The following is a 20,006-nucleotide window of genomic DNA, read 5'->3' as shown; positions in this document are numbered from 1 at the left end:
TGCCCCGGCACCTCCCGGGCGGGCATGATCAGGTGTATGGAGAAGAACGGGAAGATCAGCATCAGAGAAGGCAGGCCTGACGACATCCCCGTGATCCTCGGCATGTTCGACAGTGCCGTGGAGTGGCTGGTGGCCCAGGGGCGCACCCAGCAGTGGGGCACGACACCCTGGTCGAAGAACCCGAGAGCGGTGGCCATGATCACCCGGTACGTCACCGAGGGCGCCCCGTACGTCGCCGAGTACGACGGTGTCCCGGCGGCCGCGCTCACCCTCACCGACGCGCCCGGCGAGTATCTGCGGCCCGCCGACGAGCCCGAGCGCTACATCCACACCTTCGCCTCGGACCGCCGCTTCAAGGGCCGGGGCGTCGGTGCCGCCCTGCTCGCCCACGCGGCCGAGGAGACCCGCCGGGCCGGGGTCTCGCTGCTGCGGGTGGACTGCTACGCGGGCGGCGACCGCAAGCTGGTCTCCTTCTACGAGCGCAACGGCTTCGTGCCGACCGAGTCGTTCAGCGTCACCATGCTGGACGCGGACGACTGGCCGGGGCAGGTGCTGGCCCGGAGGGTCCGCTAGGGACCCTCCGGGAGCGGGAACCGCTCAGGCCGCCGTCGCCAGCTGCTCGCGCTCTCTGGGCACGAACCGCACGCGCGGGTGGCCGTGGTACCAGCCCACGGCCAGGCGCAGACCGCCGATGCGGGCGAGGACGAGGCCGACGGTGGCGGCCGCGGCGGCGGAGATGACGCCGCCGAGGACGAAGCCGACGCGGGGGCCGTAGGTGTCGGTGATCCAGCCGACGACCGGCGCGCCCAGCGGCGTACCGCCCATGAACACCATCATGAACAGGGCCATCACCCGGCCGCGCATGGCCGGGTCGGTGGCCATCTGCACGGCCGTGTTCGCGGTGACGTTGACCGTCAGGCCGAAGACGCCGATCGGGACCATGAGCAGCGCGAAGAGCCAGTACGACGGGGCCAGCGCGGCCACGATCTCCAGCGTGCCGAAGGCCACCGCGGCGGCGATCAGGACGCGCAGCCGGGCCGTGCCGCGGCGGGCCGCCAGCAGGGCTCCGCCGAGCGAGCCGACGGCCATCAGTGTGTTGAAGAGGCTGTAGGCGCCGGCGCCGGCGTGGAAGACGTCGTCGGCGTAGGCCGACAGCCACACCGGGAAGTTGAACCCGAAGGTGCCGATGAAGCCGACCAGGACGATCGGCCAGATCAGCTCCGGGCGCTTCGCCACGTAGTGCAGGCCCTCGCGCAGCTGGCCCTTGCCTCTCGGCGCCCGCTCGACCACGTGCAGCTCACGGGCGCGCATCAGCAGCAGACCGGCGATGGGGGCGACGAAGGACAGGCCGTTGAAGAGGAACGCCCAGCCGGTGCCCACACCGGTGATCATCAGGCCGGCGACGGCCGGTCCGACCAGGCGGGCGGACTGGAAGTTGGCGGAGTTCAGGCTGACCGCGTTCTGCAGCTGCTCGGGGCCGACCATCTCGGAGACGAAGGACTGCCGGGCCGGGTTGTCGAGCACCGTGGCGAGCCCGACGGCGAAGGCGGCGACGTAGACGTGCCAGACCTGGACGTGGCCGGTGAGGGTGAGCGCGGCGAGCGCGAGACCCGTGACGGCCATGGCGGTCTGGGTGACGAGCAGCGTGGGGCGCTTGGGGAGGCGGTCGACCAGGACGCCGCCGTAGAGCCCGAACAGCAGCATCGGCAGGAACTGCAGGGCCGTCGTGATGCCGACGGCCGCGGAGGAGCCGGTGAGGCTGAGCACGAGCCAGTCCTGGGCGATGCGCTGCATCCAGGTGCCCGTGTTGGAGACGACCTGGCCCATGAAGAACAGGCGGTAGTTCCTGATCCTCAGCGAGCTGAACATCGAGGATCTACGAGGGTTGTGGGTGGATGTCGGTGCGGGGGCGGAAGGTGCTCCGGATCCCGTACTCAAAAGGGTTCGCCTCCTTTTTGACTGCTCGTTCGCCTACGAGGCGCTTTCAGCCGGTGAGCGAAGAATGCTTACAGATGCGCGAGCTTCTCCAGCACGGGGGCGGCGGCGCGCAGTTTCGCCCACTCGTCCTCGTCGAGGCCCTCGACCAGGCGGGCCAGGAACGCGTTGCGCTTGCGGCGGCTCTCCTCGAGCATCGCCTCGGCCTGCTCGGTCTGGGTGACGACCTTCTGGCGCCGGTCCTCGGGGTGCGGCTCCAGCCTGACCAGCCCCTTGGCTTCGAGCAGCGCGACGATGCGGGTCATCGACGGCGGCTGGACGTGCTCCTTGCGGGCCAGCTCGCCCGGCGTCGCCGAGCCGCAGCGGGCCAGGGTGCCGAGCACCGACATCTCGGTGGGGCTCAGCGACTCGTCGACCCGCTGGTGCTTGAGCCGACGGGACAACCGCATCACGGCGGAACGGAGAGCGTTCACGGCGGCAGCGTCGTCGCCATGGGTAAGGTCCGGCATGTTCTTTAGCTTAACTCATTACTCTCGCTAAAGACCACCGCGACACGCCCGAATGCCCGTGACACCCGCCACTGAACCGTCCGCTCACTCATATGAGTGAGCCAGTTCCGGAAAGTGACGCACCGGGCCGCCCGCTATGGCGACCCTCGTACACATGGGGACCAGTGTGCTCAGCCTGCGCATAGACGGGGAGCTGCTCGAGAGGCTCCGGCACCACGCGGCCAGAAGAGGAATGAGCGTGCAGGACTATGTGATCCGCACGCTCATCCGGGACGACTTCGACGAGCGGTTCCAGGCCGCCGTCGAGGAGACGGAGAAGTTCTACGCGGGGTCGTCCGACCCCGGGTGATCAGGTCAGGCCGAGGGCCGGCATCAGGTAGTAGAAGAGAAAGACGGCCGAGACGACGTACATCGGCACCGGGACGTCCTTCGCGCGGCCGGCCGCCAGGCGCAGCACCACGAAGCTGATGAAGCCCATGCCGATGCCGTTGGTGATCGAGTAGGTGAACGGCATCATCAGCATCGTCACGAAGGCCGGGATCGCGATCGTGTAGTCGGCCCAGTCGATCTCCTTGACGGAGTTCGACAGGATCAGGAAGCCCACCGCGATCAGCGCCGGCGTGGCCGCCTGGGACGGGACCATCGTGGCGACCGGGGTGAGGAACAGGGCCACCGCGAAGAGGCCGCCCGTGACGACGTTCGCGAGACCCGTGCGCGCACCCTCGCCGACGCCCGCCGTGGACTCCACGAACGCGGTGGTCGCCGAGGAGGAGCTGGCACCGCCCGCCGCGACCGCGAGGCCGTCGACGAAGAGGACCTTGTTGATGCCCGGCATGTAGCCCTGGGCGTCGGTCAGCTTGGCCTCGTCACTGACGCCCATGATCGTGCCCATGGCGTCGAAGAAGCAGGACAGCAGGACCGTGAAGACGAAGAGGACGCCGGTCAGCACGCCGACCTTGGAGAAGCCGCCGAACAGGCTGAACTGGCCGATCAGACCGAAGTCGGGGGTGGACACCGGGTTGCCCGGCCACTTCGGGACCGTCAGACCCCAGGTCGTCACGTGCGCGACGGAGTTGATGATCAGCGCGAGGACGGTCATGCCGACGATGGAGATCAGGATCGCGCCCGGCACCTTGCGCACGATGAGGGCGAAGGTGAGCAGCGCACCCAGGATGAAGACCAGCACCGGCCAGCCGTTCAGGTGACCGTTGCTGCCGAGCTGGAGCGGCACGGTGGTCTGGGCGACGTCCGGGATGCGGGTGACGAAACCGGCGTCGACCAGGCCGATCAGCATGATGAACAGGCCGATACCGATGGAGATCGCCTTGCGCAGGCCGAACGGCACGGCGTTCATCACGCGCTCACGCAGACCCGTGGCGACCAGCAGCATGACCACGAAACCGGCCAGCACGACCATGCCCATGGCGTCCGGCCAGGACATCCGGGGCGCCAGCTGGAGCGCGACGACCGAGTTCACGCCGAGACCGGCGGCGAGCGCGATCGGGACGTTGCCGATGACACCCATGAGAAGGGTGGAGAACGCCGCCGTCAGGGCGGTCGCCGTGACCAGCTGGCCGTTGTCCAGGTGGTGCCCGTACATGTCCTTCGCGCTGCCGAGGATGATCGGATTCAGCACGATGATGTACGCCATCGCGAAGAAGGTGGCGAGACCACCGCGGATCTCGCGGGCGACGGAGCTGCCGCGCTCGGAGATGCGGAAGTAGCGGTCGAGGGCGCCGAAGGCGGGATGGCCACCCGGCTGTTCGGGGGCGGGGACCTTGGCGGGGGCCGAGGTGGACATGCGGGACCTCATCACCAACGGGGTTCCCCCGAGCCTCGTTGGAGTTTCATACGAGCAGAAATGGTCAAAGGCAAACGGTTTCAGTATGAACGTATGAGTCTTACATCGCCATCTCCGCGCGTAGACAGTTCAGTCTCGGCATCGCCTCGTAAGCTGTCCCCATGACCAAGTGGACCCCCAAGCACGAGGCACCGGAGCCCCTGGAGGGCCCCGTGGTCGCCACCATCACCGGCGGCACGATCGTGTGGTTCGTCCTCTTCCTGGTCCAGCTCCCCTTCTACGGCTGGTTCGCCGACCACGACCGCACCTGGTGGCTGTGGACCTGCCTGACCGGCGGCGGGCTGGGCCTGATCGGCATCTGGTACGTCCGCAGGCGCGACGCGGCGATCAAGCGGGACGCGGCGCTGAAGGCGGCGGCCGCGGCGGAGTAGCCGGCGGCCCGGCTCTACAACCTGCGCACGACCCGGGTCCTCCCCAGGTCGGAACTTCCCCCCACTCGGCAGGTGAAGGCGCAAAACCGCACGTACCGTCGAATGCATGACCCATATCGAGGCGGGCGCCGAAGTCGACCCCGTCCACCCGGTGTCCCCGCCGGGCGCACCCGCGGCCGGTCTGACCGGTGCCCAGGTCGCGGAGCGCGTCGCGCGCGGGCAGGTCAACGACGTGCCGGTGCGCAGCAGCCGCTCCATGGGCGAGATCGTCCGGGCGAACGTCTTCACCCGGTTCAACGCCATCATCGGCGTGCTGTGGCTGATCACGCTGTTCGTCGCGCCGATCCAGGACAGCCTCTTCGGCTTCGTCATCCTCGCCAACACCGGGATCGGCATCGTCCAGGAGTGGCGGGCCAAGCAGACCCTGGACTCGCTCGCCGTGATCGGCGAGGCCCGGCCGACCGTCCGCCGGGACGGGACCGCGGTCGAAGTGGCCACGAACGAGATCGTCCTGGACGACCTCATGGAGATAGGCCCGGGCGACAAGATCGTCGTGGACGGGGTGTGCGCGGAGGCCGACGGTCTGGAGATCGACGAGTCACTGCTCACCGGTGAGGCCGACCCGGTCGTCAAACACCCCGGCGACCAGGTGATGTCCGGCAGTTTCGTGGTGGCGGGCGGCGGCGCCTTCACGGCGACCAAGGTGGGCCGGGAGGCTTACGCGGCCCAGCTCGCCGAGGACGCCTCCCGCTTCACCCTCGTCCACTCCGAGCTGCGCTCCGGCATCTCCACGATCCTCAAGTACGTGACGTGGATGATGATCCCGGCCGCGATCGGGCTCGTCGTCACCCAGCTGGTCGTCAAGAACAACGATCTGAAGGACGCGATCGCCCGCACGGTCGGCGGCATCGTCCCGATGGTCCCGGAGGGGCTGGTGCTGCTCACCTCCGTGGCCTTCGCCATCGGAGTCATCCGGCTCGGCCGCAAACAGTGCCTGGTGCAGGAGCTGCCCGCCATCGAGGGCCTCGCCCGCGTCGACACCGTCTGTCTGGACAAGACCGGCACCCTCACCGAGGGCGGCATGGACGTCACCGAGCTGAGGACCCTCGACGGCTACGACGAGACGTACGTGCGCCGGGTCCTCGGCGCTCTCGGCGAGTCCGACCCGCGCCCCAACGCCTCCCTCCAGGCGATCATCGACGCCTATCCGGACAGCGAGGAGTGGCGCTGCATCGAGTCGCTGCCGTTCTCCTCCGCCCGCAAGTACAGCGGGGCCGCCTTCAGCGAGGGCGACGGCGAGGCCAGTACCTGGCTGCTCGGCGCCCCCGACGTACTGCTCGCCCAGGACGACCCGGCCCTGGCCGAGACCGAGCGCCTCAACGAGCAGGGCCTGCGGGTCCTGCTGCTGGCCCGCACCACCCGCGACCTGGACGATCCCGAGCCGGCCCGGGGCGCCCGCCCCACCGCCCTCGTGGTGCTGGAGCAGCGGCTGCGGCCCGACGCCGCCGACACCCTGCGCTATTTCGCGGAACAGAATGTCCGTGCCAAGGTCATCTCCGGCGACAACGCGGTGTCCGTGGGCGCGGTCGCCGCCAAGCTGGGCCTGTCCGGGTCGGCGGTGGACGCGCGCCGGATGCCGGCCGACCCGCAGGGCATGGCCGGGGCGCTGGACGAGGGCACCGTGTTCGGCCGGGTCACCCCGCAGCAGAAACGGGACATGGTCGGAGCGCTCCAGTCGCACGGGCACACGGTCGCGATGACCGGCGACGGTGTGAACGACGTGCTCGCGCTCAAGGACGCCGACATCGGCGTCTCGATGGGCTCGGGTTCGGAGGCGACCCGGGCGGTCGCGCAGATCGTCCTGCTGAACAACAGCTTCTCGACGCTGCCGTCGGTGGTCGCCGAGGGCCGCCGCGTCATCGGCAACATCACGCGGGTGGCGGCCCTGTTCCTGGTCAAGACGGTCTACTCGGTGCTGCTCGCGGTGCTGGTGGTGTGCTGGCAGGTCGAGTACCCGTTCCTGCCCCGCCACCTGACGCTGCTCTCCACCCTCACCATCGGCATCCCGGCCTTCTTCCTGGCCCTGGCCCCCAATAAGGAGCGGGCCCGGCCCCACTTCGTCCGCAGAGTCATGCGGTACTCGATTCCCGGCGGGGTGGTGGCCGGAACGGCGACCTTCGTGACGTACCTGATCGCCCGCCACCACTACACCGGCCCCGGCTCCCTGGACGCGGAGACCAGCGCGGCGACCCTGACCCTGTTCCTGATCTCCATGTGGGTCCTGGCGATCATCGCCCGCCCCTACACCTGGTGGCGGGTCGCCCTGGTGGCGTCGATGGGCGTGGCGTTCCTGTTCGTGCTCGTCGTCCCGGCCCTGCAGAGCTTCTTCGCCCTGAAGCTGGTGGGCGTGGCGATGCCGTGGACGGCTGTCGCGGTGGCGGTGGTGGCGGCGGCCGCCCTGGAGTTCCTGTGGAAGTGGGTCGACCGCCGCTTTCCCGGGTGAGCGTCAGACCGTGGGCCACATGCTCTTGCCGGGGGCCAGTCCGCCCTTGCCGTTGCCGGCGAACCAGCTCAGCTGCCCGTTGACCTCCATGTAGGCGATGTCGTCCTTGCCGTCGCCGTTGAAGTCGCCGGCCAGCAGGGGACGGAAGCTCGTCCAGTCCTTGCCGGACCACATCGAGCGGGCCTTGTCGAAGGTGCCGTCGGCCTTGGCCGGGTAGAGGCTCAGGGACCCGTCCGAGGCTTCGGCGGCGATGTCGTCCCGGCCGTCGCCGTTGAAGTCACCGGTCGCGATGTGCTCCTTCTTCCACGTCTTGTCCGGCCACATCGACTTCTTCTGGTTGACCAGGTTGCCGTCGGCGTCCCTCTTGTAGGTGTAGAGGGAGCCGTCGGCCGCCTGGAAGACCGGGGTGTCGTGGCCCGGGGTGGCGCTGTGCAGGACTGCGGCCGGCAGCGGCTCCTTCCAGGCGGCGTCCGTCCAGAGCTTCTTCCTGGTCCACAGGGGCAACGGCAGCGGCCTCTGCCCCAGGAACACGTCACCGCTGTCCGAGATGGTGATCATCTCGAGTCCCGCCGCCTTGTCGAAGTCACCCGCGAGGATCACCCCCGTTCCCGGGCGGCCGAGGGCGCTGAGATAACTGCCGTACTCCAGCGTGCCGTCGGGGCGGCTGTAGAAGACCTGGATCGAGTCGTCCTGCATGAGGGCCACGACGTCGGAGCGGCCGTCGCCGTTGAAGTCGGCGGTCGACATGGCGTCCTTGATGTACTTCTGCCGGTTGACCATGCGCACGCGCTGCACCCAGTCCGCGATGTCGTCCACGCGGGTGGCGACGGCCCCGGTGCGGGTCTCGTCGGAGTTGAGGCAGCCGCCGCCCCAGGACGCGGTGACCACGGCGGTCAGCTTGCCGCGCGCGTTGAGCACCGGTCCGCCGGCGTCCCCGGCGCACAGGGCGCCGCCGGAGGTGGGCGAGATCGCCAGCGTCGTGGCGTCGACGGAGTCCACGCCGAACGCACCGGTGTGGGCCTTGCCCGGAGCCCACTCGGTCTTGGTGCGGCCGTAGCCGACGGCCCTGAGCTGGTCGCCCTGGACCGGTGCCGTCGAGTCGAGCTTGGCCTCGGCGATGTCCGGGAACGGACCGTCCAGCCGGTCCTCGATGCTCGGGTCGTCGATGCGCGCCATGACCAGGTCGCGGTCGGGGTGCGGGACCAGTTGCAGCACCGTCAGCTTCTCCGGCGCCGTGGCGGGCCGGTTGCCGTCGGCCGTGACCACGGTCGGGAACTGCGGCTTGCCCGCCGGGATCTTCGTGGCGTGCTGGGGGTCGGCCGCGAAGCAGCTGGCCGAGGTGAGCACCCACTGGGGGTCGACCAGGGTGCCGGAGCAGGCGCGTTCGTTGTCCTTGCCGAAGGCGATGTGCAGCTTCACGGCGAACTGGTCGGCGTCGGTCGCGACCTGGTCGCCGACGACGGACTGGGCCGGCGCCGCGCCCATGAGTCCGGTCGCGAGACCGGCCGCCAGGACCCCGGCGGTCAACGCCGTGCGCTTCCCGCGCGAACGGGGGTGTGTCACGTTTCCTCGCATCACAAGAGGTGCTCTGCAGACGCAGAGGCCATTCGGGTCCGTGCGGGGTGTCGCGCACGGACGGGGAGGTCGGCGGATCAGCCGGTCACGCGGAGTTCGACCAGCACCGACCTGGCGCCGCCGACGGTGCCCTCACCGACGGACTCGAAGCCGCCCTGGGGCACGTTGACCGTCGTGGTCCTGCCGTCGGCGGTGAGGTCGGCGCTGACCGGATGGTCGGCGGCCTCCACCGCGAAGACACGCGGGAGTTCGAGCGTGAGGCGGCCGGTCTTGGCCGTGGCCCGGAAGCAGTACGTGCCCTGACGGCCGACGGAGTCGTCCTTGACGGTGAGCACGCGGATCTGCTGGGCGGCCTGGTCGCAGTCGGCGAGCAGGATGTGGCCGTCGCCCTTCTTCAGCTTGATCCCCTTCTCGGCCAGGATGCGGTCGGCCCCGGGATACCCGTAGTCCTCGACCGCGACGGGCGGGGCCGAGGGGGACGGAGCGGGGGGCGGGTCGTCGGCCGAGGCCACGGAAACGCCCGCGAGTGTGGCGACCCCGGCCACGCATACGGACACCGCTATTTTTCGGGCATGGAAAAGCACTGAGGAGTCCCTTCAGGAAGGAATTCTCGAAAGAGAGATGACCTCAATTGCAGGCATGCCGACAGCACTGAAGACGTCGCAAAACAACCCCCGCAATTAAAAGAAATAGGGCAGAAGAGGGCCCCGGCAAGAGACACTGCTGGTCAGGCAGCGGCAAAGACAAGCCATAGGGTAGTCAAAGATCAGCCACGCGTCAACGCGCAACCTTCACACCTTCACCAAGCAACTCCCATGAGTTGAGCGCCAGTTGACGCCATAAGGCATCAAAGCGGGCATCTTGCCGACCGGCGCTCCACCGCATGGATTCGGCGAGGAAATCCGATTCGATTTGCAAAGATGATGGGCGCTACGCTGCCTTCTCCATTATTCGGCGACTCGCATTCGGGGGCGTCGCCGATCACCGAGACAGGTGTTCAGTGAATCGAAGAACTGACCAGCTCGATAGCGCCGGAAAAGCGGCGCGTCTGATACGCCGAACGGCATTCACCCTGCTCCCCCTGGCCCTCACCGCCGGCCTGCTGGGCGCGGCACCCGCCGCGGGAGCCGCGCCGGCCGGGGGGAGCGTCCGGGCCGGAGCACAGGCGCAGACCACCGCCGAACAGCGCGGCCTGGTCGTCGACTACTGGGAGGAGGGCGGTCCCGGCGTCAAGGCGGCGGCCGAGGCGGCACTCACCGGCAGCGACGCCGACGTCCGGGCCTTCCTGGCCGCGGTCGGCGACCTCTCCTTCCAGGACGAACGCGTCAGCGCCGCCCAGCTCGCCTCCGTCGGGGGTCCGGAGCTGCTGAGCGCCGCCCGCCAGGCACTCCACGGAACACCGGACGAGCTGCACGAGTTCCTGGACGACGGCTGGGAAGACCCCATGGAGCAGGACGACCGCGTCCGGGTCGCCCAGATCATCGACACGTCCGGCCCCAACGTGCAGAGCGCCGGTCGGGCCGCGCTCGCCGGCAGCGCCGAGGACGTCCGCAAGTTCCTCACCGAAGACCGCCAGACGCAGCAGGAGGAGGACGAGCGGGTCCAGCTCGTCCAGATCATCAGCGTGGGCGGCACCAACGTGAAGGCCGCCGGACGCCTCGCGCTGGGCGGCAGCGCCGCGGACATCCGCGAGTTCCTGCAGGTCGGCCAGTTCGTCGCCCGGGACAAGGACGAGGAGCACGCCTCGGTCGCCGAACTCGCCGAACAGGCGAAGGAAGCGGGCAGGCAGGCCGCCAAGGAGACCGCGGCCGCCAAGACCGAGTCCGCCAAGGCGGTCAAGGCCGCCGAGCTGGCCAAGGACGCCGCCCTGGAGGCCCAGGCGGAGGCCAAGGCCGCCAAGAACGACACGGACCGGGCCGCGCGCGCCGCCAAGCGGGCCGCCACGGCGGCGTCCGAGGCCGCGGCCGCCGCGCAGCGGGCGATCGACGCGGCCAACGCGGCGAACAACTCGGCGCGCGTCGCAGCGAACGCGGCCGCGCAGGCGGCCGCCGCCGCGGCCGGTGCCTCGCAGGCCGCCTCCCGGGCGCGCAACTCCGCCGCCGACGCCGCGGTCGACGCCAAGAAGGCGGACGCGGCACGCAAGGCGGCCGAGGACGCCGACAAGGCCGCCAAGGGAGCCGAGCTGGCCGCCGACGCCGCCGACCAGGCGGCCAAGGCCGCCGACGCGGCCGGGGACGCCGCCCACTCGGCGGCGAGCGCGGGTGCCAACGCCAAGGCCGCCGCCGACGCGGCCGCCGAGGCCGGCGACTACGCGGGCCAGTCGAGCGCCGAGGCCGCCGAGGCGCGCTCCGCCGCGGCCGCCGCGAGGCGCCACGCCGGTGAGGCCAACCGTGCCGCCGGCGAGGCCGAGACACTGGCGCGCAAGGCGGGCAAGGCCGCACGCGAGGCCCGGGACGCCGCGACGTCCGCGGCCACCCACGCCCGGAACGCCGGCAAGGCGGCCCGGGAGGCGGCCGAGCACGCCGGCGAGTCCGCGAAGGCCGCGACCAGGTCGACGGAGCACGCCAACGCCGCGACGGAGGCTGCCAACGCGGCCACCGCCGCCGTGACCAAGGCCCAGGAGATCTACACCCTCGCCCGCCAGGTCGAGGCCGAGGAACTGCAGGGCCGCACCAACGCCGGCATCGAACGCGCCCGGGACGACAAGGACCAGGACGACGCCCGTACGGCCGCGCAGGCCGCGCTGGAGAAGGCCGCCAAGGACCGGCAGGCCGAGCGGGACCGCCTGGTCGCCGAGGCCGCCAGGCCCGACGCCGACCTCGCCGCCGTCGCCCGGCAGGGCCGCACCCTGGCCGTGCGCGTGATGAAGGGCGGCACGGCCTGGGGACGCGGCGCGGCCGAGGCCGCGCTCGCCGGTACCGACGAGGTCGTCGTCGACTACCTGCGCAACGGCTGGAAGACCGCGGAACAGCAGGACCAGCGGTCCTACGTGGAGCGCCTCGCCGAGGAGAGCGAGGACAAGACCGTACGGGACGCTGCCGAGACCGCCCTCACCGGTGACGCTGCCGCCATCGGCGAGTTCGTGGACGACGGCCAGTACCAGGTGGGTGCCGAGAGCATGCGCGTGGCCATCGCCCAGGTGCTCGACGGGGCCGGTCCCGTGCTCACCGACGCGGGCCGCAAGGCCCTCGCCACCGGGGACCCCAAGAAGTTCAGCGAGTTCCTGCTCACCACGCAGCACACCGCGCGGACGCAGGACGAGCGGGTCCGGGCGGCACAGCTGATCGACAGCGGGACCCCCGAGGTGAAGTCCGCCGCGCGGATCGCCCTGGAGGGCTCGCCGCAGGCCCTGCACGCCTTCATCGTCTCCGGCCAGTACAAGGCGCTGCGCAAGGACTACCTGTCCGCCACCCACGTGGCCCAGGTGCAGAAGCTGATCGCGGACGCGGCGAAGGTCGCCGCCACCGCCCGGCAGAACGCCGCCACGGCCCAGAAGGTGGCCGCGACCGCCCGCAGGGCGTCGACCGAGGCCAACGACTGGGCGAAGAAGGCGAACGCGGCCTACGCCGACGCGCAGGAGTACGCCAAGAAGGCCGACCAGTACGCCAAGGACGCCGAGACGTCGGCGGCCCAGGCGGCCGCGTCCGCCAGGACGGCCCGCGATGCCGCGAACCGCGCCGATCGCGATGCCGCCGACGCGGCCAGGTCGGCGGCGGACGCCACGATCTCCTCGGAGACCGCCCAGGCGGCCGCGTCGAACGCCTCGTACTACGCCGACCAGGCGTGGAAGTCCGCGGTCGCGGCGGGCAAGGACGCCGACGCCGCGATGAAGGCGGCGACCGACGCGTTCAAGGTCTCGGTGCACAAGTACCGGGAGGAGGCGGAAGCCCGGCGCAAGGCCGCCGTGGAGGCGAAGGAGAAGGCCAAGAACGACAACGGGGCGCGCGCCCGTGAGCTGTACCGCTGCCAGCAGGGCTTCATCCCCTGTGACCCGCAGGGCTTCGCCCGCTGGTGCCAGCACCAGCAGGTCTACTGCAGCATCCTCGCCCACGGCAAGGAGTTCGGCGACGCCGCCGAGCAGCTGTGGAACGTGGAGAAGGAGCTGCTGGGCCTCGGCCAGTACGAGGCCTGCATGGAGAAGAAGGACTTCGAGTCCTGCGGCAGTCTCGCGGTGGACGCCCTGCTGAAGAGCAAGTTCAGGGTCCTGGACCGGGCCTTCGAGAGCCTGAAGCTGCTGAAGAAGGGCTGCAAGATCGTCGGCAAGGTCTCGCTGGCCAGGCCTGCGGCGAAGGCGGCCTCGTTCAGGTCGGTGGCTCGGGCGGCTTCGAGCGGCTCGTTCGGCTGCCTGGAAGGCGCGATCGACCACAAGGTCTACGACCCCGTCACCGGGAACATCATCACCGACATCGACCTGTTCGAGAAGAATGTGATGTGGGAGCTCAAGTCGGCCACCTACGCTGACGCCGAGTGGTTGGAGAAGCACGTCAACGTGAAGCTGGAGAACTACCTCAAGTGCCGGAAGCTGCTTCCGGGCTACGAGAACGCTCCGATCGGCTTCCGCTTCACCAAGTCGGGGATGGACCCGCGCTTCCGGACGGCCCTGCAGGAGCGGTTCAAGGAGCTCAGGCAGAAGTACCCGGACCTCGACCTCAGACTGGAGATCGCAGATTGAGTTACCCGTTCGAGCACGGCGACGAGACCCTCTGGGACGCGGGGTATCACAGCGGACAGCTGTACTTCGCGCTCGCCCGGGGAGCGGCCGAGTTTCTCGACGTGGCACCGGGGCTGACCCCCACGCCGCAGGGGAGCTGCGCGGTGGACGGCGAGGTGTTCCAGGTCTTCGTCCAGCGCCTGTACGAGCTGTACACCGGGGGTTCCGGCGAGGTACTGCGGGAACTGGGCCACGGCCTGCTCGTCACCTCGCTCGTCCTGCTGGACCGGGCGGGCGGACGGATCGCCGTACGGCCTCGGGACGCGGCGGCCCTCGACGGGGCGAAGGCGGCTCTCGCCCGGACCATGGCGTCGTAGGAGCCGGATGACCACCACGTGACCGGGGGCCGCCATGACAGGCGGCCCCCGGTCTCATGCGTGTGGCGGAGGGTTACTTCACGTCGACGTAGTCGCCCGTGGCGCTGACCGCGGGGGTCGTCGAGGTGCCCGCGAAGCTGAAGCGCCAGTAGCCGTCGTAGTTCGCGGTGGTGGTGGTCTTCAGGTTGCCGGAGGAGTCCGTGTACACCGTCTTGACGGTGGTGTACGTGCTCGTGCCCGCCTTGCGGAACTGCAGCTTGACCGGCTGGTTGGTGTAGCCGTGGTACGCGTTGTCGTCCCAGTTGGCGCGGGACAGCTTGCCCGTCACCGTGAGGGTCTTGCCCTTGGTGACCGGCTCCGGGCCGGCGTCGACCGTGAGCTTGGAGTAGCGCTGCACCAGGGTGCTGCCGAGGCCGCTCTTGTCGTTGAAGCCGACCTTGCTCAGGTCGGGGTTGCTCTGGTCCTGGCCGTTGAAGGCGACCGCCTCGGCGGCCACGCCCCAGGTGCCGGCGTCCGTGCTCTTCGGGTCGGGGTCGGTCGGGTAGATGTCGACCGTGCCGGTGCAGGTGGCGGTGGTCGACGAGGTGGGCGTGCAGGTCGCCGGGTTGTCGCCGTACAGCTCGGGGGACGTGTCGCTGTACGTGCCCTTGTAGAGGAAGGCGTCCGTGTAGAAGTCGCTCTTGGTGATGTCCACGTCCGCGCCGTGCGTCAGCGTGTACGAGTACGTCGTGCTGACCTTGTTGGTGGAACCGACCTTGATGGCCTTGGCGATCGTGACGTTCGAGAAGCTCACGTTCAGCGTGTACGGCGTTCCGCTGGTCGGAGCGGCCTGCGCGGCCGGCACGGCGAGAGCGGAGAGGGCCAGGGCGCCGGAGACGGCGGCCACGGTGGCACGAATGCGCATGTGCGTTCCCCTGGGGGAGAAGTGATCGTGGAGTCGGTTGACTCGAGCGATCAGATCCATGAGCGGTGCAACTGGTTGTACGGCAAGAGCGCTTCCCGGCCAGATTTGGGACGCGCATTGCCAGGCCATGGCACAAGTGAGAGGAAACGTTCCGGCTCCGGAGCCGGAGCGGCAGCGCTTGCTCCACGTCGCCGAAGTCACCCGTGGCGTTGACCGCCGAGCCGGCCTTGTCCTGCTGGATGAAGTCGTCGTCGTTGCCGTTGACCCATGCGTCGACGTACCAGGTGCCGGCGTTCTTGTTCCTGAAGTAGTCCGTCCTCGGGTCGATGGTCACCGAGGCGGTGCAGGTGGAGGTGGTGGCGTTGACGACGGCGCAGGTGGGCTTGCCGGTCGTCTCGAAGCCGTAGTCGGGACCCTTCAGCGAGAACTCGTCGGCATCCTTGATGCCCGAGTTGTCCGTGGCGGTCACCAGAGCGCCGCCGACGGCTGCGACCGAGGCGCGAACGCGCGTGTGTTTTCCCCACGTCGGTTGTCTGTGGAGTCGCGTGACTCCACAGACAACCGACGTGGGACAGAAGTGAAGGGTTGTACTACTGGTAAGGAATTGGTGTGAGAGTTGCGGGGGTCAGTCGAACCACCGGTCCCGCGCCAGCTCCTCCGTCCGCGACGGGTCCTCCAGCAGGGCCGCCACCTCGAAGCGGCGCGGCCACTGGCCCGCCGCCCAGGCGAGGCCCGCGGCGACGCCCTCCAGGGTGGCCGCGTGCAGGACGCCGTCGCCGGTCACCCGCCAGTCGATCTCCACGCCGTCCACGACCAGTTCCTCGTGCTCGACGTAGGTGCCGGGCGTGCGCGGTCCGAGCAGCACCCGCACCGGGTCCGGTACGTCGTGCTCGGTGCCCTCGGAGGTCACCTCGCCGGTGACGGACTCGCTCAGCCGCCGTACCTGGAACAGCTCGGCCAGCTCGGCGGCCCGGGACGGGCGGACCGGCAGCAGCGGGACACCGGAGGTGAAGGGCAGCAGGTCGGGCGAGTCGACCACGACCGCGTCGGCCGCGTCCACCACCGTCACCCGTCCGTCGGTCACGGCCCGCAGTTCGTCCGGCAGGGTCACCTGCTCCGGGTCCAGCTCGGCCAAAGCGCCGTACAGGGCGTGCAGTTGGGCCGCCGTGACCGGCCGCTCCGGGTCGGCGAGGCGGTCCAGCAGCTCGACGGCGCCGCCGGGCTCGTCCAGCAGGGCGGCCACGGAGGTCCGCACGCCCAGCGCACGCAGCACCTGCTCGTCGCCGAAGCCGGTCGCGTCGGCCTCGTCGTACAGGCCGCGCAGCAGCGGGTCCCCGCCGGCCGCGAGCAGACCGGCGGGCCGGCGTCCGTCGAGGACGGGGTGCCCGCGCAGCCACCACGCCGTGTACGGGCGGACGACCTCGTGGGTGCCGTCGGGCAGCAGGATCCGCACCGGCTGCGTGAGGGCGTCGCGCAGCGGCGGCCGGGCGAGCAGGGAGAGGGCCTCGGGCCAGTGGTCGTCGTCGACCAGGTCGAGGTCCCGTACGGCGACGAGTTCGGTGGCGACCGGGGGCACCGGGCTGTCGGGGAAGCGGTCGAGGATGTCCTCGCACCACACGTCGACGGCATCCAGCAGACCGGCGTCGTCCGGCTCGGCGAAGTCTCCCTCGCGGGGCTCCAGTTCGTCCGGGTCGAGGACCACGTCCGAGGCACGCACCAGTGCGAAGTCCGCGAGGACACCACAGGCGGTGAGAGGCTGCTCGCCCCACTTCGCCGCCAGTTCGGCGTCCACCGAGGCCAGTTCGTCCTCGCGGATCACGCGGGCGAAGGGGCTGCCGGGGAAGACGAGTTCACCCGCCGGGGCGAGTTCGCCGTCCTCGTCGGGCAGCGCGAGGGCGCCCAGCCAGGGCTCGTCACCGGGCTCCAGACCCGCGTCGCGCACCAGGGCCAGGACGGTGTCGGCCAGCTCCTCGGCGTCGGGAGCGTCCTCCTCCCACAGCGCCCCGCCCTCGTCGTCCAGGGAGTTCGCCACGGCGGCCCGCACCTGCGGGGTGGTCAGCACCGCGCGCGGGGAGGCGGGCAGCGCGCCCAGCTTCTCCAGCAGCGGGTGCGCGGCGTCCTCGTGGGCGAGCTTGAGGCCCAGCCGGCCGAGGACGTCGGGGTCGAGGGGCGCGGCGTCCGGGGCGGGGAGCAGGACCTGCCGGGGCCCGGTGGTCGTACGGCCGTCCGCGAGGGGCACCGGAAGTCCCGAGAGCCGGTCGGGTTCGACCCCGGCGAGGCTTTCGTAGAGCCGCCACCACCAGTCGGGGTCCTTCTCCAGGCCTGCGAGGCGGTCGACGGCGTCGGCGAGCGGGAGCCGGGCGACCCCGAGGGTGCGCAGCTCGACGCGGCGCTCGAGGCCCGCGGGAAGGAGCGTCGGCAGCACCTCGGCGAGGACCCGTACGGTGTCCGCCCCGGCGCCCTCCACCACCTCGGCGTCCCGCGGCCGCAGTGCCTCCGGAAGCTCGTCGTCGCTCCCGGGGGCGACGGCCGGAGGCAGGAACGCGGTGCGCGGCAGCCGCTCCAGGACCGCCTGCCGCAGCGCGCCGTCCAGCTCACCCTTGCCCAGCGGCCCGGGTACGAGGTCGATCACGCCCTCCGTCACCGGCCGCCACTCGGCGAGCAGTTCGGTGTAGGAGTCAGCCGCCCGCTGCACCAGGAAGTCGGTCAGCGGACCGGGGGCCGCGTGCCGGCGGGTGGTGTCCAGCGGGAAGGAGGCGATCAGCAGGGCGGGGACGCCGAGGGGCTCGTCGCTGGGGGTGGGGGCGTGCACGACCGGGGTGGTGCGCGGCCGTACCGGGCGGCCGTCGGCGTCCGTCGGCACGGCCCAGGTCACCGACCAGTGCGGGCGCAGGCGCTCCTCCACCGGGCGGTCGGCGAGCAGGTCCGGGGTGAGCGGCCCGGAGGCGGAGACGGTACGCCAGCTGGTGGTCCCCTCCCGCGAGTCCTCCACGACGGTGACGGCGCCCTCGGTACGGCGGCGCAGGGTGCGCGGGGCGTCCTCGCCGACCTCCACCACCACTTCCTCCAGCCCGGGCAGGGCGAGGAGCAGGGCGTCGTCGACGGCGTCGAGGAGGCGTTCGGCGAGGTCCGCCGCGGCGGCGTCCCGCAGGGGCAGGATGACGGCGGTGTCGTACGGCTCCGGGGCGGAGCCCTCGGCGGCGAACGGGAGGCGGAGGAGCGGGACGTGTCCGTCGCGGCGGCGGACCTCGTCACCGAGGCCGGGGCTGTGCCGGGCCGTGCCCGCGGCCAGCTCGCGCGCCTCCGCCAGGGCCCAGCGGACACCGCCGTGCCGGCCGACGATCGCGGGCTCGTCGGTGACGGAGAGTACGGCGGCGAAGCCGACACCGAACCGGCCGACGGCGCCGTGGGGGTCGTCCTGCGCGTCGCGCTTGGCGGAGGCCCGCAGGGTGGAGAGCGACTCGACACCGGTCGCGTCCAGGGGGGCGCCGGTGTTCGCCGCGACCAGGACGCCGTCACGGAGGGTGAGACGCAGCCGGCCCGGTGTCCGCGCACGGGCGGCGGCGTCGGCGGCGTTCTGGGCCAGCTCCACCACGAGCCGGTCCCGGTAGCCGCCGAGGACCAGGTCCTCCTCGGCGTTGGCGTCCTCACGGAACCGGGCGGGGCTGGTGGCCCAGGCGTCGAGCACACCGCGGCGCAGACGGGCGGTGCCGAAGGGGTCGGCGCCCTCGGCCGCCGGCCGCACGAACTTGCTCACGTTCACTCTCCTCATCGACGTGAGGACGAAGGTACAGCGAGTGCGGCAGGGAGACCGAAGGCACAGGTCAGGCCTCGGAGACGGGCAGAAAGGGCTCCTGGGCCGTCCGGCCTACGAGTGGCCGAGTTCCGCCGTCGCCTCGTCGCCCGCCTCCGGGACCGAGCCCGAGTCGCGGGCCGGGCGGAGCGGGAAGACGTCGACCTTCATCTCGTCGATCACCGGGGCGGGGGGCTGGGGCGGCTTCGGCATGACCGCGGCCTCCGAGTGGGCGCCGCAGCCGTACGCCAGCGAGACCACACGGCCGTCGGCCGGGGAGAACTCGTTCGCGCAGACGCCGAAGGCCTGGCCCAGGGAGCCGCCGATCGGGCTGAGGAAGCCACAGGTCAGACAGGTCGCCGGGGCCGCCTGGGCCATCGGGGTCTTGGGGCCGAAGCCCTCCTCCCAGCGGTCGGCCGCGGTGTGCAGGCCGTAGCGGGACAGGACGCGGGCGCGGCGCAGGCCCAGCTCCTGGGCCACCGAGGCGATCGAGCCACGGGCCGGGACCGTCGGCTGGCTGGCGGGCGTACCGGGCGTCACGTCGGCGTCCTCGGCGTCCGCCAGCTCGGCCATCTCGTCCGAGATCACGGAGTTCGGCGGGGGCTGCTCCTCGCCCAAGTAGCCGGGCTCCAGGCGGAGGTCCTCCTGGTCGGTCGGGAGCAGGTCGCCCGGGCCGAGGTCGCCGGGGCGCAGGCGCTCGCTCCACGGGACCCACTCGGGGGCGAGCAGGGCGTCGGGGCCGGGGAGGAGGACCACCTCGTCCAGGGTCACGATCTTCGCGCGGGAGGCACGGGCCACGGTCGCCGCCCAGCGCCAGCCGCGGTAGCCCATTTCCTTGCACTCGAAGAAGTGCGTGACGACCCGGTCGCCCTCCGACACCACGCCGACATGCTCACCGACAACTCCGGGCGCGGCTGCCTCCTCGGCGGCGGCACGGGCGAGGTCGATGGCCTCGGCGCACAGACGGTCGGGGGTGCGGCTTCGCGTTGTCGCTGCGCTCACAGGTATCGCTTCTCTCCTACGCCGTCTGCAATGAGTGCGGCTGCCTCCGGCGGTCAGGCGGACGGAGCGGACCGGGGGACCGCATCGACGTCTGCTTCCGACGCGCGCTCGGGCGCACCTCTGCCATCCATTCTGCGTTATGGCTGAGATACGCACGCTACCCCGTCGTCGGTGGTCGGGGACAGTCCGCCGCTGCGCGGCGATGTTTCCCACCCACCCACCCGCCTCGGCCGACCACGAAGTCACCCCCCGGCTTCCACCCCGGCCGACGGCGGCACAACCCCACCGTTCCACGCCGCCAGCCCCGCGAAGCCACCCGGAATCCCACCTCGGTTCACGGTGAAGTGCCCCCGCCACCCGGCCCCGGCGTACCGCGACAGTTCGCCGCCAGGTACCCCCGGCATCCCGCACCGGCCCGGCACGAAGCCGCGCCGCTGCTGGCCCCCCACAAAACTTCCCCGGCGTGCCGCCGCAGAGCACCCCCCCTCGCCAACCCGTCCCGGCACGATGCCGCACCGTCACCCC

General features: G+C 71.1%; 14 protein-coding genes. 6 read left to right on the top strand and 8 right to left on the bottom strand.

Translation table 11 applies throughout. The annotated features are described in order from the left end of the window. The first annotated feature begins 36 nt into the window (after nt 1-36). The gene (locus FB157_RS04380) at nt 37-573 is read left to right on the top strand and encodes a GNAT family N-acetyltransferase (RefSeq protein WP_145876124.1); all 537 of its coding nucleotides are present in this window, start codon (nt 37-39) and stop codon (nt 571-573) included. Nucleotides 574-597: 24 nt separating this feature from the next. On the opposite strand, the gene FB157_RS04375 is transcribed toward FB157_RS04380, so the two are convergent. Both FB157_RS04375 and FB157_RS04370 read right to left on the bottom strand, forming a co-directional pair. Then, the gene (locus FB157_RS04375) at nt 598-1,938 is read right to left on the bottom strand and encodes an MFS transporter (RefSeq protein ID WP_385164166.1); all 1,341 of its coding nucleotides are present in this window, start codon (nt 1,936-1,938) and stop codon (nt 598-600) included. Nucleotides 1,939-2,006: 68 nt separating this feature from the next. Continuing rightward, nucleotides 2,007-2,444, bottom strand: a complete 438-nt coding sequence (locus FB157_RS04370) for a MarR family winged helix-turn-helix transcriptional regulator (protein ID WP_145876121.1) — start codon at nt 2,442-2,444, stop codon at nt 2,007-2,009. Between the two features lie 136 nt (nt 2,445-2,580). Between FB157_RS04370 and FB157_RS04365 the strand changes: the two genes are divergently transcribed. Beyond that, a complete protein-coding gene (locus FB157_RS04365; RefSeq protein ID WP_145876119.1) occupies nt 2,581-2,793 on the top strand; it encodes a ribbon-helix-helix protein, CopG family in 213 nt (70 codons plus the stop codon). Here the strand turns inward: FB157_RS04365 and FB157_RS04360 are convergent, their stop codons facing one another. Then, complete coding sequence (locus FB157_RS04360) at nt 2,794-4,245, bottom strand: NCS2 family permease (protein ID WP_145876117.1); 1,452 nt, start codon at nt 4,243-4,245, stop codon at nt 2,794-2,796. It lies immediately after the preceding gene. 161 nt (nt 4,246-4,406) lie between these two features. Between FB157_RS04360 and FB157_RS04355 the strand changes: the two genes are divergently transcribed. Beyond that, a complete protein-coding gene (locus FB157_RS04355) occupies nt 4,407-4,676 on the top strand; it encodes a DUF2530 domain-containing protein (RefSeq protein WP_145876115.1) in 270 nt (89 codons plus the stop codon). Nucleotides 4,677-4,782: 106 nt separating this feature from the next. After that, complete coding sequence (locus tag FB157_RS04350; protein WP_145876113.1) at nt 4,783-7,179, top strand: HAD-IC family P-type ATPase; 2,397 nt, start codon at nt 4,783-4,785, stop codon at nt 7,177-7,179. A 3-nt stretch (nt 7,180-7,182) separates the two neighbouring features. On the opposite strand, the gene FB157_RS04345 is transcribed toward FB157_RS04350, so the two are convergent. Together FB157_RS04345 and FB157_RS48205 are read right to left on the bottom strand one after the other, a co-directional pair. Next, entirely contained in the window at nt 7,183-8,742 is a 1,560-nt protein-coding gene (locus FB157_RS04345) for an FG-GAP-like repeat-containing protein (protein WP_186581343.1), read from the bottom strand. A gap of 89 nt (nt 8,743-8,831) precedes the next feature. Further along, nucleotides 8,832-9,311, bottom strand: coding sequence for a hypothetical protein (locus tag FB157_RS48205; RefSeq protein ID WP_261386159.1), 480 nt, complete (start codon nt 9,309-9,311; stop codon nt 8,832-8,834). A 443-nt stretch (nt 9,312-9,754) separates the two neighbouring features. On the opposite strand from FB157_RS48205, the gene FB157_RS04335 reads away from it, so the two are divergent. Beyond that, nucleotides 9,755-13,426, top strand: coding sequence for an ALF repeat-containing protein (locus FB157_RS04335; RefSeq protein ID WP_186581342.1), 3,672 nt, complete (start codon nt 9,755-9,757; stop codon nt 13,424-13,426). Further along, the gene (locus tag FB157_RS04330) at nt 13,423-13,782 is read left to right on the top strand and encodes a DUF6086 family protein (protein ID WP_145876106.1); all 360 of its coding nucleotides are present in this window, start codon (nt 13,423-13,425) and stop codon (nt 13,780-13,782) included. The genes FB157_RS04335 and FB157_RS04330 overlap by 4 nt, the downstream gene beginning before the upstream one ends. Nucleotides 13,783-13,855: 73 nt before the next feature. On the opposite strand, the gene FB157_RS04325 is transcribed toward FB157_RS04330, so the two are convergent. The 3 genes from FB157_RS04325 to FB157_RS04310 all read right to left on the bottom strand — a co-directional run bounded on the left by FB157_RS04325 (nt 13,856) and on the right by FB157_RS04310 (nt 19,481). Beyond that, the gene (locus FB157_RS04325) at nt 13,856-14,686 is read right to left on the bottom strand and encodes a hypothetical protein (protein ID WP_145876104.1); all 831 of its coding nucleotides are present in this window, start codon (nt 14,684-14,686) and stop codon (nt 13,856-13,858) included. A gap of 625 nt (nt 14,687-15,311) precedes the next feature. Next, on the bottom strand, nt 15,312-18,443 hold the full coding sequence (locus FB157_RS04315) for a sacsin N-terminal ATP-binding-like domain-containing protein (RefSeq protein ID WP_145876102.1): 3,132 nt from the start codon (nt 18,441-18,443) through the stop codon (nt 15,312-15,314). A 111-nt stretch (nt 18,444-18,554) separates the two neighbouring features. Further along, entirely contained in the window at nt 18,555-19,481 is a 927-nt protein-coding gene (locus FB157_RS04310) for a DUF3027 domain-containing protein (protein WP_145876100.1), read from the bottom strand. Nucleotides 19,482-20,006: the final 525 nt, after the last annotated feature.

Source organism: Streptomyces sp. BK340, assembly GCF_007827595.1.
In the GTDB taxonomy this organism is placed as follows: domain Bacteria; phylum Actinomycetota; class Actinomycetes; order Streptomycetales; family Streptomycetaceae; genus Streptomyces.
This window is presented reverse-complemented; position numbering and strand designations above follow the sequence as displayed.

Excerpts from the sequence above, each read along its gene's own strand:
- FB157_RS04350 (WP_145876113.1), top strand. The coding sequence starts at position 4,783 with ATGACCCATATCGAGGCGGGCGCCGAAGTCGACCCCGTCCACCCGGTG.
- FB157_RS04355 (WP_145876115.1), top strand. The coding sequence starts at position 4,407 with ATGACCAAGTGGACCCCCAAGCACGAGGCACCGGAGCCCCTGGAGGGC.
- FB157_RS04360 (WP_145876117.1), bottom strand. The coding sequence starts at position 4,245 with ATGTCCACCTCGGCCCCCGCCAAGGTCCCCGCCCCCGAACAGCCGGGT.
- FB157_RS04365 (WP_145876119.1), top strand. The coding sequence starts at position 2,581 with ATGGCGACCCTCGTACACATGGGGACCAGTGTGCTCAGCCTGCGCATA.
- FB157_RS04325 (WP_145876104.1), bottom strand. The coding sequence starts at position 14,686 with ATGCGCATTCGTGCCACCGTGGCCGCCGTCTCCGGCGCCCTGGCCCTC.
- FB157_RS04370 (WP_145876121.1), bottom strand. The coding sequence starts at position 2,444 with ATGCCGGACCTTACCCATGGCGACGACGCTGCCGCCGTGAACGCTCTC.
- FB157_RS04380 (WP_145876124.1), top strand. The coding sequence starts at position 37 with ATGGAGAAGAACGGGAAGATCAGCATCAGAGAAGGCAGGCCTGACGAC.